This is a genomic window from Streptosporangium fragile (assembly GCF_039534445.1).
Lineage (GTDB): Bacteria > Actinomycetota > Actinomycetes > Streptosporangiales > Streptosporangiaceae > Streptosporangium > Streptosporangium fragile.
Genome location: NZ_BAAAVI010000023.1, coordinates 1 through 14,367 on the forward strand (window position 1 = coordinate 1; position 14,367 = coordinate 14,367).

Annotated in this window: 13 protein-coding genes; 3 read left to right on the forward strand and 10 right to left on the reverse strand. The window is 71.1% G+C overall.

The annotated features are described in order from the left end of the window. The 3 genes from ABD841_RS17125 to aguA all read right to left on the reverse strand — a co-directional run. Positions 1–676 (reverse strand): alpha/beta fold hydrolase (locus ABD841_RS17125; protein WP_344972547.1); only part of this gene is annotated, 676 nt, incomplete at its 3' end. Positions 677–679: 3 nt separating this feature from the next. Further along, a complete protein-coding gene (locus ABD841_RS17130; RefSeq protein ID WP_344972549.1) occupies positions 680–2,296 on the reverse strand; it encodes an ABC transporter substrate-binding protein in 1,617 nt (538 codons plus the stop codon). After that, positions 2,296–3,405, reverse strand: a complete 1,110-nt coding sequence (gene aguA, locus ABD841_RS17135; protein ID WP_344972551.1) for an agmatine deiminase — start codon at positions 3,403–3,405, stop codon at positions 2,296–2,298. Before aguA ends, ABD841_RS17130 begins: the two co-directional genes overlap by 1 nt. 406 nt (positions 3,406–3,811) lie before the next feature. Between aguA and ABD841_RS17140 the strand changes: the two genes are divergently transcribed. Continuing rightward, complete coding sequence (locus ABD841_RS17140; protein WP_344972553.1) at positions 3,812–4,396, forward strand: helix-turn-helix domain-containing protein; 585 nt, start codon at positions 3,812–3,814, stop codon at positions 4,394–4,396. A 598-nt stretch (positions 4,397–4,994) separates the two neighbouring features. Continuing rightward, positions 4,995–6,632, forward strand: coding sequence for a PucR family transcriptional regulator (locus ABD841_RS17145; protein WP_344972554.1), 1,638 nt, complete (start codon positions 4,995–4,997; stop codon positions 6,630–6,632). On the opposite strand, the gene cuyB is transcribed toward ABD841_RS17145, so the two are convergent. Together cuyB and ABD841_RS17155 are read right to left on the reverse strand one after the other, a co-directional pair. Continuing rightward, positions 6,616–7,326, reverse strand: coding sequence for a cysteate racemase (gene cuyB / locus ABD841_RS17150; protein ID WP_344972556.1), 711 nt, complete (start codon positions 7,324–7,326; stop codon positions 6,616–6,618). The genes ABD841_RS17145 and cuyB overlap by 17 nt on opposite strands. After that, complete coding sequence (locus tag ABD841_RS17155; RefSeq protein ID WP_344972558.1) at positions 7,323–8,327, reverse strand: P1 family peptidase; 1,005 nt, start codon at positions 8,325–8,327, stop codon at positions 7,323–7,325. The genes cuyB and ABD841_RS17155 overlap by 4 nt, the downstream gene beginning before the upstream one ends. Positions 8,328–8,655: 328 nt before the next feature. Between ABD841_RS17155 and ABD841_RS17160 the strand changes: the two genes are divergently transcribed. Continuing rightward, a complete protein-coding gene (locus ABD841_RS17160; RefSeq protein ID WP_344972560.1) occupies positions 8,656–9,558 on the forward strand; it encodes a serine hydrolase in 903 nt (300 codons plus the stop codon). Here ABD841_RS17160 and ABD841_RS40855 read toward each other — a convergent pair. The 5 genes from ABD841_RS40855 to ABD841_RS17180 form a co-directional block, all read right to left on the reverse strand. Continuing rightward, complete coding sequence (locus tag ABD841_RS40855) at positions 9,461–9,886, reverse strand: SMI1/KNR4 family protein (RefSeq protein WP_425581994.1); 426 nt, start codon at positions 9,884–9,886, stop codon at positions 9,461–9,463. The two genes, ABD841_RS17160 and ABD841_RS40855, sit on opposite strands and share 98 nt — an antisense overlap. Before the next feature lie 11 nt (positions 9,887–9,897). After that, positions 9,898–10,518 (reverse strand): FG-GAP repeat domain-containing protein, encoded by a 621-nt coding sequence (locus tag ABD841_RS17165; RefSeq protein ID WP_344972562.1) that lies wholly within the window; start codon positions 10,516–10,518, stop codon positions 9,898–9,900. 92 nt (positions 10,519–10,610) lie between these two features. Next, complete coding sequence (locus ABD841_RS17170; RefSeq protein WP_344972564.1) at positions 10,611–11,720, reverse strand: hypothetical protein; 1,110 nt, start codon at positions 11,718–11,720, stop codon at positions 10,611–10,613. A 445-nt stretch (positions 11,721–12,165) separates the two neighbouring features. Continuing rightward, a complete protein-coding gene (locus tag ABD841_RS17175) occupies positions 12,166–13,533 on the reverse strand; it encodes an MFS transporter (protein WP_344972566.1) in 1,368 nt (455 codons plus the stop codon). Beyond that, positions 13,530–14,180: an ArsR/SmtB family transcription factor gene (locus tag ABD841_RS17180; RefSeq protein WP_344972568.1), complete on the reverse strand. Its 651-nt coding sequence runs from the start codon at positions 14,178–14,180 to the stop codon at positions 13,530–13,532. The genes ABD841_RS17175 and ABD841_RS17180 overlap by 4 nt, the downstream gene beginning before the upstream one ends. Positions 14,181–14,367 lie beyond the last annotated feature (187 nt).

The following is a 14,367-nucleotide window of genomic DNA, read 5'->3' on the forward strand; positions in this document are numbered from 1 at the left end:
CGCTCAGCTCGACGGCGCGCAGCGCCGCCGGCGTGGGCGGCCCGGCCAGCTCCGCGCGCGTCAGCGTCGCGCGCAACCGCCCGAGCGGCACGCCCAGCCCGAGTGGGGCCAGCGCGGCCGCGACGGCGGCGCCGTGTCGCACCACCCGCTCCGCGACCTTCGTCGCGGGCGTCAGCGCCTCCCGCATCCGCTCGTGGGCCGGGTCGACGAGCACCATGCCCGCGACCGCGGACGGCTCGGCAGCCGCGAACGCCCGCACGTGCAGGCCGCCGAACGAGTGACCGACGAGCACGTACGGCGGCGGCACGTCGAGCGCGTGCAGCAGTGCGCGCAACCGTGCCGCCGTCGCGGCCGAACGGCGGTCGCAGCGGGCGCCGGGGCTCCAACCGAAGCCGGGCCGGTCGTAGCGCACGACCGTCGCGCGACCGCGCAAGCCGTCGGCGACCTCCTCCCACTCCAGCTGCGACCCGCCGAGGCCGCACTCGATCACGATCGCCGGCCCACGCCCCTCGGTGAGCGCGTGCAACGCGACGCCGTCGGCCTCGACTGTTCGGCCCGGAGCCGGGTGCCGCCGGCGGGCCGTCGCCTCGTACCGTCGCTGCGCGGCGACACCGACACCGACACCGGCGCCGGCCAGCGCCGCGACGGTCCATCCAGTGGCGGGAAAGCGTGTCACGACTCAGCCCTGACGCATTCGGATGCTCGTCGGGATGATGTCGAACGCCGTCGTCTCGAACGTCGCGGTCTTCGCCGCCCACCAGCGCTCGTACAGCGCGACCATCGGGACCACGTCGGCCGCCTCGAACAGCGCGGCCTCGGCCGCGTTCCAGTCCTTGCACGCCGCCTGCTGATCGGCCGTTGTGACCGCTTTGCCGACGAGCGCCAGGTAATCCGGATTGTCGATCGCGCCGTAGTTGATCCCCTGCGGCGGCACCGGGCCGCTCACCAGCGGGACGAACTGGGAGGGCACCGCGACGCTGATGCCGAGCAGCGGAACGACATCCCAGTTGCCGCTCGCGAGCGCCTGTATCGTGACCTGGGCATTGCCGCCGGCGATTTTGACGTCGGCACCGAGCTCACGCCACGCCTTCGCAACCAGTTCGGTCGCCGAGACGAATGTCGGGCCGAAGTCGGAGTTGCTGATCACGTTCAGCTGCAGTCGTGTCCCGTCCTTCTCCCGCACGCCGTCGGCGCCCTTGGCCCAGCCGGCGTCGTCGAGTACGGCCGCCGCGGCGGCGGCGTCGAAGGCCGGGATCGCGGCGTTGACGCCGGACACCGGGCAGGGTGTCGAGGCCTCGGGCACGACGCTCTGGCCGACGCGCCCGTCCGGCCCGGAGACGATCTTCGCCAGTTGCCCGCGGTCGACCGCCATCGTCAGCGCGCGCCGGACAGCCGGGTCGGCCGCCGGCCGCCCCTTCGCCTGGTTGAACAGCATCTGCGTCAGGCCCGAGGCGTGCTTCTGCTCGGCGAGCCCGCGCTGCTCCAGCCGCTTGGCGTCAGCGCTGTTGACGCGCGCGCCGGACAGCTCTCCGGCGAGCAGCAGGTTGGCGATCGTGGTCGGGTTCGGCACCACTTTGATCACGACCGTCTCCGGCTGGCCGGGCTCGTCGTTGGTGGCGCCGTCGGGACCCCATCTGTAGTCCTTGCGGCGGGTCAGCGTGTAGTGGTCGCCGGAGACCGCTTCCTTCAGCACGTAGGGGCCGGTTCCGCTGGTGCCCCGTGCGAGGAGGCTGCGGTCGCGCAGGCCCTCGCCGCAGACGATCGGAAGTGCCTGGATCGTGTAGGAGAGGAAGCTGACCGGCGCCTTGAAGCGGACCGTCACCGTGGCGCGGGCGTCGTCGGCGGCGACGGTGTAGTCGCCGGTCGACATCGTTATCGGCAGCCGCGGCGACTGCATCTTCGGATCCTTCAGGGCGTTCAGGTTCTGCGCGATCGTCGTCGCGGTGACGGGGCTCCCGTCGGAGCAGGTGACGTCTTTGCGCAGCGTGAACTTCGCGACCGTCGGTGTGATCTCCCAGCTGGTGGCGAGGTTGGACACGACTTCGCCGTCAGGGGAGCTGTCGAGCAGGCTGTCGTAGGCGAACGCGAAGATCCGGTACGCGTTGTCGGTGACCGTTCTGGCCGGGTCGAGATCACCGGGATCGCCCGCGATCGCGTAGTGGAACGTGCCACCCGAGACGACGGGGCCGGACCCCTTCCGCGCGCCGACGTCGTCCGGGCCGGAGCCGCCGCAGCCGGTGGCGGCGGCGAAGGTCCCGGCGCAGGCCAGCAGAAGGACGGACATACGAGGACGCATCAGTTGCTCCATGAGAGGGGGGCGGGAACCTGCTGGGTGATGCAGTGCACGTTGCCGCCGCCCAGCAGCACCTCGCGGGCGGGGACGCCGATCACGTCGCGTCCGGGGAACAGATCGCCGAGCTGCGCGAGCACCTGCTCGTCGTGGAGCGGATCGAGCAGCGGTACGACGACGCCACGGTTGGCGACATAGAAGTTCACGTAGGAGCCGGGCATCCGCCGCCCGAGCCGCCACGGCTCGCCGTCGCCGCGCCGGTCGGTCCCGCGCGCCTCCTCCTCGCTGTAGTGCAACGGGCCGGGCAGCGGGACCTTGTGCACTTCGAGCGGGCGGCCGCGCGCGTCGGTCGCGCGCTCCAGCCGCTCGAGCGCGTCGCGGCTGATCGCGTGCTGCGGGTCCTGCTCGTCGTCGGTCCAGGTGAGGCAGACAACGCCGGGCCGCACGAAGCAGGCGAGGTTGTCGATGTGGCCGTTGGTCTCGTCCGCGTGGACCCCGGCGCCGAGCCAGATCACGCGCTCGATCCCGAGGTAGTCCGACAGCAGCCGCTCGAGCTGTTCGCGTGAGCGTCCGGGGTTGCGGTTGGGGTTGAGCAGGCACTGCTCGGTCGTCAGGCAGGTGCCCTCCCCGTCGACATGGACCGATCCCCCCTCGAGCACGAACGGCGCGCGGTAGCGATCGCTGCGCTCGATCTCCAGCACCTTGCCGGCGACCTGGTCGTCGGCGTCCCACGGGAAGTAGAGGCCGCCCTCCAGCCCGCCCCAGGCGTTGAAGATCCAATCGACGCCGCGGCGACCGCCTCTGCCGTCGACGACGAACGTGGGCCCGGTGTCGCGGATCCAGGCGTCGTCGAAGCTGAGCTCGACGACGCGGACCGCCGCCGAGAGCGACGCACGCGCATGGCGGAACTGCGCTGCCGAGACCCCGACGGTGACCGGGTCGCCGGCGTCGGCGACCGCGTGGGCGACCGCGGCGAAGGCCGCCTGCGCGGGCTTGGCTCCCGCCCGCCAGTTGTCGGGCCGCTCGGGCCACAGCATCCAACAGCCCTCGTGGGGTTCCCACTCGGCCGGCATGCGGAAGCCGTCGTCTGCCGGTGTTCCCGTCAGCGTAGGCATCGCGCTCCTCTTCCCACCACACACGCTCCTTTCACCGAGTGATCGATATATCGATCAGTTGCCGCAGCATACATGCGATAAGTCGTGGCAGGAAGATGAAAACTTCGCGATTTGTGCTCAAAATAATGCACACTATGTCGGTGACTAAAACCGCTCTCCCACTGTGCTCCGAGCACCTTCAGGGCACGCTCGCGACCCCGGCCGCCCGGCACGCGGCGACCCGTGCGACGCTGTGCGTGACTTCTTCGCACGCCGGCGTGATCAGGCCGCGCGGCGCCTCGGTGCCGCCGGCCGCCTCCTGCGGACACCCCGGCACGCGGGCCGCGCGGGGACGCTCCGACGTCGTCCCGCGGTGTACCTTGCTCGAGCGCGCCGGGACCGTGCGATGAGCCGTACCCTGATCACCATGACGGCAGGCCCCACCGCGACCTCCGGCGACGACGCGATCCGCACGATCGGCGACCGGCTGCGGCGGCTGCGCGAGCAACGCGGCTGGTCGGTCCGTGACGTCGCCCGCCGCAGCCGGCTGTCCGCCTCCTTCATCGGGCTCGTCGAACGGGGCGAGTCGGAGATCGCGGTCACCCGTCTGATGCGGCTCGCCGACGTCTACGGCGTGACCGTCGGTGACCTGCTCGGTGACCTGCAGGAGCTCCGCAGCCGGCACTGCGTCCCGCTCTCCGAGGCGCGTACGGTCGACGACGACGACGGGCGCGTCACCATCTCCTACCTGCCCGTCCCGGTCAGGGGGTTGCAGCCCTTCCGGCTGCTGCTGCGACCGGGCGGAACGATGCGAGGGCTCTCGCACGCGACCGAGGAGTTCCATCACTGTGTCGAGGGGGCCGCGATCGTGACGATCGACGGCGTACGACACGCGGTCGCCGCAGGCGACACGGTCTACGTACCTCCCCAGAAGGCGCACGCGTGGCACAACCCTCACGACGTCCCCTGCCTGATCGTCGGCGGCGTCGGACGTGACGGAACAGGACTGTGATCGGCGATCGGTCCCGGGACTCGTTCGTGCGGCCGAGCCGGCCCCGTGGCATTCGGCGGGCCCACGCGAACCGGGCGTCAAGGGTCTCGCTCCGATGGTCGTGGTAGCCGGTCCACCCGACTTTCATGATCGTATTTCCTCTCTCGCAGCGGCACCGGACTATGGGGTCGTGCGGGGGTGACGAGCCCGATCCCCGGCCACGGCATCCGTGCGGTGACCGGGTCCGGCTGGCCGGACGACACCGCGGTGAGCGGCCCGCGGGTGATGACGGCGCCGCGGGCTCGACGACCGGTGCGCGCCGGGTCCGGTGCGGGCGCCGGACCTCCGCCGGGCAGGTGCCCGCACGGCGGTCCGATACGGGCGTGGGACGCGGCTCCGGTCGAGGCAATGCAGCGTACGGCGGTGGCGCCGGCCGGGCAAGCCGATGTGCGGCCGGCTGGGAAACGGACCGTGCGAACCGGTCAAGAAATCTCCCCAAAACGGACAAAATCCCTGGGTGGTGTGCCGGATAAGTTCTGACGCACCAATGAGCCCAGGACAGTTCGTCGCCGGGAACGAACGAGACCGCACGTGGGGTCCCTAGCCTGGAGGGGTGCTGATGACAGTGACAGCGCGCCCACGGGCCAGCCTCGGCCGCGTCCTGGAAGACCTGGGTGCCACGCTGCTCGACCTGGTGCACGGTGCCCCGGATGCCGTCGGTGACATCGGCGGCGTCGTGATCTACGATCCCCATGACGAACTCCACCTCCCTCACCAGGCCCTGGTCCTGGGCGTGGGCGTCGTCTGCGCGGAGCAGATCGTCGATCTGCTGGCCGATCTCGGTAAGCAGGGCGCTGCGGGGCTGGTGCTCCGCGCGCCCGTCCCCGCGGATCCGGCCATCGGGGAGATGGCCGAGCAGGCGGGCGTCGCCGTGCTGGGCCTCACCCGCGGGGCGACGTGGGCACAGGTGGCGGCCATGCTGCGCTCGCTGCTCGCGGACGGCCAGGTGCGTGAAGCAGGCGTGGAAGCCGTGGACCAGGCCATGTCCGGCGATCTTTTCGCGCTGGCCAACGCGGTGGCGGCTCTGCTGGACGCGCCCGTGACGATCGAGGATCGCAACTCCCGCGTACTGGCCTTCTCCGGCCAGCAGGACCAGGCTGACAAGTCACGAGTCGACACCATCCTGGGCCGGCAGGTGCCTGCGTCCACGACCCGGTACCTGGAGAGGAACGGCGTTTTCCGGGAACTGTACCGCTCCGACCGGCCGGTCTTCGTGCGGCCGAATGGGGAGGACGGCTTCATCCTGCCCCGGGTGGCCCTGGCCGTCCGGGCGGGCGATGAGTTCCTCGGGTCGATCTGGGCGGCGGTGCCCAGAGCCCTGTCGGAGAACCGCGCTGCGGCTTTCCAGGACGCCGCGAAGCTGGTCGCCCTCCACATGCTGAGAATGCGAGCCGGCGCGGACGTCGAGCGGCGGCTGCGAGCCGATCTCGTGGGCACCGCTCTCGAAGGAGGATCGGGCGCCGGTGAAGCGGCGAGTCGCCTCGGCCTGCTGGATCAGCCCGCGGTCGTCCTCGCCCTGGCCTTGCCGGCCCCCGGGAACGCTCTCAGCACCGCGGCGCACACCCGGAGGGCAGCCGATCGCCAGCGGGCGGCGGACGCCTTCGCCATGCACCTGACCGCGGCGCACCCCCGCTCGGCGGCCGCGCTGGTCGGGGAGACGGCTTACGGCATCATCCCGGTACCACATGATCCGTCCGCAGCGGGGAAGCGCGCCGTCCAACTGGCGGAGGATTTCCTCGACCGGGTCAGCGGCAGGGTGCAGGCGTTGATCGGTATCGGCCCGTCCGCGACCGATGTGCGCGGCCTCGCGACGTCCCGTCTCGGTGCTGATCGAGCTCTCCGCGTCCTGCGCCTGAGCGGCGGTTCGCGACGGGTGGCCGCCATCGAGGAGGTCAGCGTCCAGGCGATGTTGCTGGAGCTGGGCGATCTGGTGGCCACCCGTGGCGACATCCTGACGGGACCGGTGGCGCGTCTGGCCGCCTACGATGCCGACAACGACATGCGGCTGGTGGACACCCTGCGGGCCTGGCTGGAGGCCTTCGGCGACGTGGTCAGGGCCTCCGCGGCGATGTGTGTGCACCCCAACACGTTCAGATACCGCCTGCGACGTGTGGTCGAGGTCGGGGAGATCGACCTCGCCGATCCGGATGCCCGCTTCGCGGCGATGTTGCAGCTGCGGCTCATGGCCCAGTCCTGACCGCCAGCCGTACGAGAGCCGTTTCCACCAGGCTGGCCGTTGAATCGACCATGGGCAGCACCCGTCCGGCGCCTGCGATCACGAGTGGGATCTCCGTGCAGGCGGCCACCCCGACCTCCGCGCCCAGCGCGTGGAGCACGCGGGCGGCCGTCTCGATCGACCGCGCGGCCTTGGCGAGGTCACCACCTGCCTTGACGGTCCGAATGGCGGTGTCCACATGCTCCCGCTGTACGGCGAACGGAACCTGGACCACCTCGATACCCAGTCGCGAGGCCGCTCGTTCGTAGAGCTGAGCGGCTCGCGTGCCGCGGGTCGCCAGGACGCCCACTCGGCGGACGCCCGGCCGTACGGCCTGGCAGGACTGCAACGCGGCGGTCACCATGTCGAGCACCAGCACCCCGGTGGAGGCCACCAGCTCTTCGACATAGGCATGGGCGGTGTTGCAGGGGATCACCACGCAGTCCGCGCCGGCTGCCTGGAGCCAGCGCAGGCCGTCCAGCATCACCGGGACCGGTGAGGGGCCTTCGCCGAGCAGGGACTTGGTGCGGTCCGGGACGCTGGGATCCGCCCATATGGCGACCCGCACGTGCTCCTGGTCCGTCTCCGCGGGGGTCGCCTCGATGAGCATCCGGTAGAAGTGCGCCGTGGCGAGCGGCCCCATGCCGCCGAGGACTCCCAGCAGCGGGCGGCTCATGCGAGCACCTTCAGGAGCGCGGAATGCGGCAGAGCCGCCGCCTTGCGACCACCAGGCGCGATCACCGTCGTGGCTGCGAGCAGCGAATCGAGGACGGCCTCCTCGACCGAGTCCATCACGGCGGTGAAAACGAGGTCCAGTTCCGCCGGACGAAGCTCGGCCCGGGGCGGGTCCGGCCGGGTCGAGAATGCCAGCGCGTAGTCCCCGCTGCCGTGGCTGTAGGCCGCTCCCGTCCTGCCCAGGGCGAGGACGCCCCGGTTGGCGATGCGGGAGAGCTGTCGCGCCGGGCAGGCGAAGTCGACGGCGATGACCACCACGCAGGATCCCTCGGCGGACGACGATCCCGCCACCGGTAGGCCCAGGCTGTGCGGCGTGAGCATGGTGCCGCGGACCCGGAGGTCGCCGTTCATGTTCGCCTGGACGAGCACACCGACAACTGCTTCCTGACCGCCGACGGTCACCCGGCGGGAAGAGGTGCCGATACCGGCCTTGTACCCGAGAGCGCAGGCTCCCGTCCCGCCGCCCACGTTCCCCATCGCCACCGGTCCGCTGGTGGCCGTGTCCAGTGCGTTCCATACGTGATCAGCGGTGACGGGCCTCAGGACGGTGTGCGACAACCAGGAGTCGTTGATCTCACCCACCACCGGGTTCATCGACCGCACCGGTCGCTCCGCCCGGTCGAGTACCCACGTCAGCAACGCGTCGGCGGCCCGGAAGGTGGACAGCGTGGAGGTCAGCAGGATCGGTGTCTCCACCTCGCCGAGCTCCATGACCTGGGTGGCGCCGACGAACTTGCCGTAGCCGTTGGCCACGCTGAGCCCCGCCGGGAGCACCTTCCCTTCCGGGACGATCGCTGTCACACCGGAGTGGACGCCCCGCGCCGGTTCGCAGAGGGTCGTGTGGCCGACGCGGACGCCCTGGACGTCGGTAAGGGCATTCCAGGGGCCGGGGTCGAGCCGGCCGATGACTTCTCCGGCTTCCCGGATCCGCAACTCACTCACTGCCTCAGCCTTCCTCGTGTACGCCGTCCACTCTGTGGATCGCACGAGGTCACGGCACTGTCGCACCGGCCAAGGAAGGCAGGGCCGGTTCGGACGCGCGGACGGTTCCGTACCGGCCGACCAACGGGCACCCGCTATGTTGTCCGCCGGTACGAAGTGCACCCCGTATGAGGGTTGTACTCTCACTCGAAATCCACAACGCCACGTAGCAGTGCCCTAAGAAACGCTAAAAAGTGGAATGAATTATATTTCTTCCTTCTTTGGTATCAGGGCACGGGCCACACGCGCGTCGCGAATAAGAGCGCGCCTCCCAGCGCGTGGAGGGATCATGAGTAACTCAACCGAAACGGCCCGCCAGATCAGGGACGTCTTCGCCGCCGCTGGGGCACGGGGCTACCTGTATGCCCGTGAGATAGGCATGTCCGACGGTCCCCAGGTCGAAGTGGAGGCCGACGAGCCGGTCGTCCTCGCCTCGGTCTTCAAAATCGCGGTGGCGGTGGCCTTCGCGAGGGCCGTTGCGGCAGGTCGGCTCGACCCGGCCGAGCGGGCGACGATCGGCGCCCGCTTCCGGATCGGCGGCATCGGTACAGCCGGTTACTCCGACGACACCGAGCTGAGCCGGCGCGACCAGGCGCTGGTGATGATGACGATGAGCGACAACGCCACGACCGACGCCCTCTGGTACCGGCTCGGCCAGCCCGCCATCCAGAGCGTCATCGACGATCTGGGCCTGACCCGGACCCGCATCACCGAGTCCTGCGAAGATCTCTTCCTCGGCATCGTACGCGACCTGTCCCCGGGCGCGTCCCTGTCCGACCTGGAAGAGCTCATCAGGCAGGCGTCCACGGAAGACCTCGCCACGCTGGCGGCGATCGACCCCGCGCGGGCCAACGCCTCCACACCCAGGGAGATCGCCCGGCTCCTCGAGGCCGTCTGGACCGACCAGGCCGCCGAACCACCGGCCTGCGAGCAGGTGCGCTCCATGATGCGCCGGCAGATCTACGCCCACCGGTTATCCTCGGGCTTCGAGTCCGGCATCGAGGTCGCCGCCAAGACCGGAACGCTTCCCGGCATCAGGAACGAGGCCGGAGTGGTCACCTACGCCGACGGTCGCAGCTATGCGGTGACCGTCTTCACCAGGGCTCACTCATACGCCGACCGGCAACCGGCCGTGGACGCGTCGATCGGCCGTGCGGGGCGGCTGGCGGTCGACTACCTCCGCTCTCTGTGAGAACCGCACCCTCGTCGGCGTAGTCGTCCGTGTCGTCGTAGCGCTCGGCCATGAAGGAGGCCAGATCACGCATCCACCCGATCTCGTCGATGTTGCGCAACTGCCACACGAAGTTACCCGCGTTCCGCCAGCCGTTGGTGACCAGGAGGAACTCCCGGAACGAGGGCGGGAGCGTGCACCCCAGACGCCTCTCAAGAGGCTTCATCTCCTCAGGAGATGCGGAGGAAAAACCGAGCCACGGATCGGCGTCCGGTTCCTCGGCCGGGTTGGCGATCTGCCATTCCTCACTCCAGCGCTTCAGGAACGGCTTCCAACCGGCACGGTCCACGCGGCGCTCCCCTAGTCACCATTCCAGCCGGCCTCGAAAACGGTCACCGCCTCCAGCTTGCCGTCGCCGTCGAGGTCGGCGGTGTCCAGCGAGTGGAAAGCACCCTGGCCGACGCCCGGCAGTGACGGCCCGGTGTAGGAAGACGCCTGCGCGCCGTTGTACCACCCGATGAGCTTTCGTTGATCGCTGTGCGCGGAGACGATGTCAACTCCGGGCTGGCCGTCGATCTGCCCGGCCACCAGATGCCCGCTCCGGTTCGCGGTGTCGAGGGACACGTGCGTGCGCCGCACGATCGAGTGGATCCCTGTCGGCTTCCACGCCATGACCTGCATGTCCGAGCCGCCGGCAAAGACGAGGTCGGTCCTGCCGTCAGCGTCGACATCCGTCGCACTCAGGCCCCGGCCCCGCAGGTAGCACGGCGCGGGGCTGCCGTCGGGGTAGTTGGTGCTGACGCAACCGGACTGGGGGCGGATGATCTGGTGGCGGCCCAGCCCGTCGGGCCCGCCGTACAGCACACCGACCAGGCCGGTGGTGTCGGCTCCCAGGTAGCCGGGGTAGTGGGGGATACCGAAGGCCAGGTCGTTGTAGCCGTCGCCGTTGAAGTCGGTGTTCGGCCCGGCGGCCGCCTGCACGGTCGCGCCTGCCGGGCCTGCCGGGCCTGCGGACGCAGCAGCCACTTCCGGCGGCGCCGGCTGAGAACGACGGCGTGCCGCCGTGACACCGGCTAGCGGGCCACGTATGTGATCATCGCCGGGTGGTCGACCTGGACGGCGCCGTCGTAGCAGGTGACGTACCGGATGCTCACGAACGTCGAGGACGGCTCCCAGGGGGCGAACAGGTTGCAGAACTCGGAGCCGTAGCCGAACGCGGTGACCTGGACGTTGCTCCGGTATCCGCCGGCGTCGCCGAACGTCACCTGCTTCCTGGCGACCCCGTACCTGTTGAGCTGCACGCCCGCGGACCGCGAGTTGTAGCTGACCGGGTACGGCGTCGGCACGTAGGTGCCCGGGGTGTCGGGGGCGTTGTCGAAGGTGTAGGCGAAGCGGTACGACGGGGGAGTCCACGTGATGGCCCGCTCGCGGTGGTAGGTCAGGCTCCACCCGGTGTTCAGCGGCGTGCCGGTGGCGTCGTGGCAGCGCACCAGGATGCTCTGCGCGGCCGTCGTCGCGATCCATCCGCCCAGTTTGCAGCGCGCCGGTACGGCAGGGTCGACCGCGGTGACCTGGATGTTCCCGGCGTGGCCCGCCGAGCCGAGCCCGGGCAGGGTGACCCGCCACGATCCCGGGGCCGTCCACGGCTCGACGGTGTTCACGGCGGCCGGCGCCGAGGAGTTGAACTGCGCGGCCACGGCGGAGCCGTCCCAGTGCACGTACCCGAACGCCTGGGGCGCGGGCAGGTACTGGGAGCTGTGCCCGAAGGTGAGGGAGAACCACGAGGCGATCGGGCCCACGCCGTGCCGGTGGCACTGCACCGCCACGATCTCGTCGGCGCCCGACTGCCACCAGTCCTGGACCTGGCACCAGTCGGCGGACTGGGAGATCGCCGTGACGTGGGCGACTCCCCCGGCGGCCATGCCGATCTGCGGGAACTTCACGAACACCTGGCCGGGGCCGCCCGGGGTGGCCTCGACCTTGAGACCGTCCGGCCACGAGCCCGCCTGGCGCAGGGAGTCCACGACGGCGCCGCTCCTGACGACGGCGAACCCCCAGCGGGGAGGCTCGGCCGCCGTGGCGTCCGTGGCGGCCGCGGCGAGCCCGGCCGCGACCAGGAGCGCAACGCAGAGCGTTCGTGTGATCGCTGTCCATAACCGGCGCATGGCATCCTTCGTCCGCATCGGAGTGGTGGTCGTGAGCGGGGAGGGCGCGCGCTCTCCGGTTCTTGATAACCCGCCGGCCGGGCCGCTGGGAAGGCCCAACTTGACCGGCGAACTTGACTCCTGGCCGAACGGTGCCCGGACCGCCGACGCCTGAGCAGGACCGATCCGTGTCACCGGGCGCCCCGGCGGCGTCCGCCACCGGGCAGGTGGTGGACAGCGCGCCGGTGAAGGCGCTCCTGGCCGTCTCCGGGGCGGGCCCGCTCACCAGGTCAACCGGCCGCCGGTCACCGGCGCGGCCTGCCCGGGCAGCTCCGCGCCGACACGCGAGGTGAGGGTCGCCCCGGACGCGGCGACGCCCCAGTCGCTGTCCGGCCCCACCCTGTCAACGCCTTCTGAGGCCCTCCACGGAGATGGGCACCCCGCGCGGGCCGTGGGCTCGCGGATACGCAAGGTGCCCTTGCACTCACTTCCGGGTGCTCGGGCGGTCCTCGGGCCGCCGGTCGTGGTGTGATCGATCGGCCTCCGGCCGATGCGGGCCGGTGACGGCCGGGGACGTGCGCTCACCGCGGCGGACCCACAGGAGGGTTCCCGCCAGCAGCACGGTGGCCGCGAGCAGCCAGGGCGCCGGGCCCGGCGGCAGGACCCCGACGATCAAGCCGGTGAGGGCGCCCACCAGCTGGAGAGCGAGAGACTGCACGGACAGCGCGGTGGCGCGGCCCGCACGTGTGACCCGGCGGTGCAGGAGGTCGTTCTCGTTCGGCCCCGCTGCGCCGAGCCCCAGGTAGACCAGGCCGTAGCCGGTGGCCGCGAGGACCGGGGAGACCGCGCCCGTGGAGGCTGCCGTGCCGCCGAGCAGGAGCAGGCCGCTCACGCCGGTGCCGAGGCCTGCCAGGACCGCGCGCTCGCCGCTGCCCGCGAGCCGGGCGGTGAGCGGCGCGAGGTGACTGCCGATGCCGGAGCAGACGAAGCCCGCGCAGGCGAGGGCGGCGAAGAGCACGGCCCCCGACTCCGACGCGCCCGTGAGGGCCGCGGCCCGGCCCGGCGTGAGCAGTTCGACCGTGGCCAGGGCACCGCCGGCGGCTCCCGCGCCGATCAGCACCCGACGCACCAGCGCGTCGCGTCCCCCCAGCCGCAGTCCGTCCGCGACGGTGGCCGGGATGCCGCGAAGTGCATCCCGCACGGTGGCAACCGGCCGGGGCGGCTCGCGCAGTGTGGTCAGAACGTACAGCACGAAGACCAGTTCGATCGCCGCGCCCAGCAGAGGCGGAACGGAAAGAGGCAGTACCAGCCCGGAGGTTGCCTCGCTGAGCCGGGCCCCGACGTCGGGGCCGAGCCCGAGCAGCCACGGCAGGGCACCGCCGACCAGGGTGCCCGTGGCGAGCGCGGCGGATGTCGCGGAGCTGCCGCGGGCCAGCCCGGTGCGCAGTTCGGCGCCGGGACCGGAGTGCGCCTGGACGGCGTCGACGTACCAGGCTTCGGCCGGGCCACTGGACAGGGCGCGGCCCGCGCCCATCAGAGCCATGCCGAGGGTGAGCGCCCAGGCGGTGGTGCCCAGGGCCTGGAGGGTCAAGGCGGTCAGGTTCAGCAGGCCGCCGGCGGCCAGGACGGCGCGACGTCCGAGAACATCGGAGAGTCCTCCGGTGGGCAGTTCCAGTGCGGCGGTGGTGAGGGAGTGCGCGGCGAAGAAGCCCGCGATGGCCGCCATGGCCATGCCGCGCTCGGTGAACAGCAGGATCAGGGGAGCGATGGTCAGCCCCAGCGGCAGCCAGAAGAGAACGCAGACCGTGACGTAGCGGCGGCGTATGGCGCGTGCGTCCAGCGGCTTGGTCATGACGCGTCCCCGGCATCGGCATCGGCCTCGGCGGGGGCGGAGGCGTCCGGATCCGCACCGGGGCCGCGCGGTGCCAGGGGCAGCCCGGCGGCCAGGAGCACGACCTGAACGGCACGCGGACTCCCCGCGTCACGGGCGGTCAGTTCCTCCAGCTTCCGCTCAAGCACCTCCCAGAGCTCGGTCAGCGACTCCGGCGTCAGGCGGGGCATCAGGTCGCTGATCCCTGACGGCTCCACCCACTCCCGGCCCAGCCTCCCCTCGGCGATGTCCGCCTCATGCCGGAGGAGAGACGCCGTCAGGTGCTCGATCTGGCGCCTGTGCAGGAAGCCGACGAAGGCGCGGCCGGCCGGTGAGGCTTCCATGGCCTTGTTGTCCCAGGAGGTCACGGAGTGCACTGCCTGCCAGCGGCGCTCCCGCCCGTCACGGTGCTCGGCCTCCACGACGAACGCGTACTTCGCCAGAACCCGCAGGTGGTAACTGGTGGAAGCGGACGACTCCCCGGTGACGGCCGCGAGTTCGCTCGCGGTGGCCGGGCCGTCCTGCCGCAGCAGCCCGAGCAGCCGGACGCGCAAGGGGTGCGCGAGGGCCTTCAGGGCTGCCGCGTCCCGATCGGGGTCGAGTACACGCTCGTGCTCTTCGCTGATCATGACGGGAGCGTAGGGTCACACGGGCACTTTCCAAAAGAATTTTTGCAAAAATTGTTTTGGGAAGTGGGCGCCCGAGTCCGGGCCTCGTCCGGCTCGTCGTCGCCCGGATCGCGTGGCCGGACCGGGCGGAGGGCCCGACCGCGACGCCGCGAGCTGAGCGGGCTTTAAAACGTGACAATCAGCAGGC

What these genes read in the sequence shown, in the direction of transcription:
- ABD841_RS17175 (WP_344972566.1), bottom strand. Translation starts at nt 13,533, where the DNA reads ATGACCAAGCCGCTGGACGCACGCGCCATACGCCGCCGCTACGTCACG.
- ABD841_RS17140 (WP_344972553.1), top strand. Translation starts at nt 3,812, where the DNA reads ATGACGGCAGGCCCCACCGCGACCTCCGGCGACGACGCGATCCGCACG.
- ABD841_RS17130 (WP_344972549.1), bottom strand. Translation starts at nt 2,296, where the DNA reads ATGCGTCCTCGTATGTCCGTCCTTCTGCTGGCCTGCGCCGGGACCTTC.
- ABD841_RS17145 (WP_344972554.1), top strand. Translation starts at nt 4,995, where the DNA reads ATGACAGTGACAGCGCGCCCACGGGCCAGCCTCGGCCGCGTCCTGGAA.
- ABD841_RS17170 (WP_344972564.1), bottom strand. Translation starts at nt 11,720, where the DNA reads ATGCGGACGAAGGATGCCATGCGCCGGTTATGGACAGCGATCACACGA.
- cuyB (WP_344972556.1), bottom strand. Translation starts at nt 7,326, where the DNA reads ATGAGCCGCCCGCTGCTGGGAGTCCTCGGCGGCATGGGGCCGCTCGCC.
- ABD841_RS17180 (WP_344972568.1), bottom strand. Translation starts at nt 14,180, where the DNA reads ATGATCAGCGAAGAGCACGAGCGTGTACTCGACCCCGATCGGGACGCG.
- aguA (WP_344972551.1), bottom strand. Translation starts at nt 3,405, where the DNA reads ATGCCTACGCTGACGGGAACACCGGCAGACGACGGCTTCCGCATGCCG.
- ABD841_RS17160 (WP_344972560.1), top strand. Translation starts at nt 8,656, where the DNA reads ATGAGTAACTCAACCGAAACGGCCCGCCAGATCAGGGACGTCTTCGCC.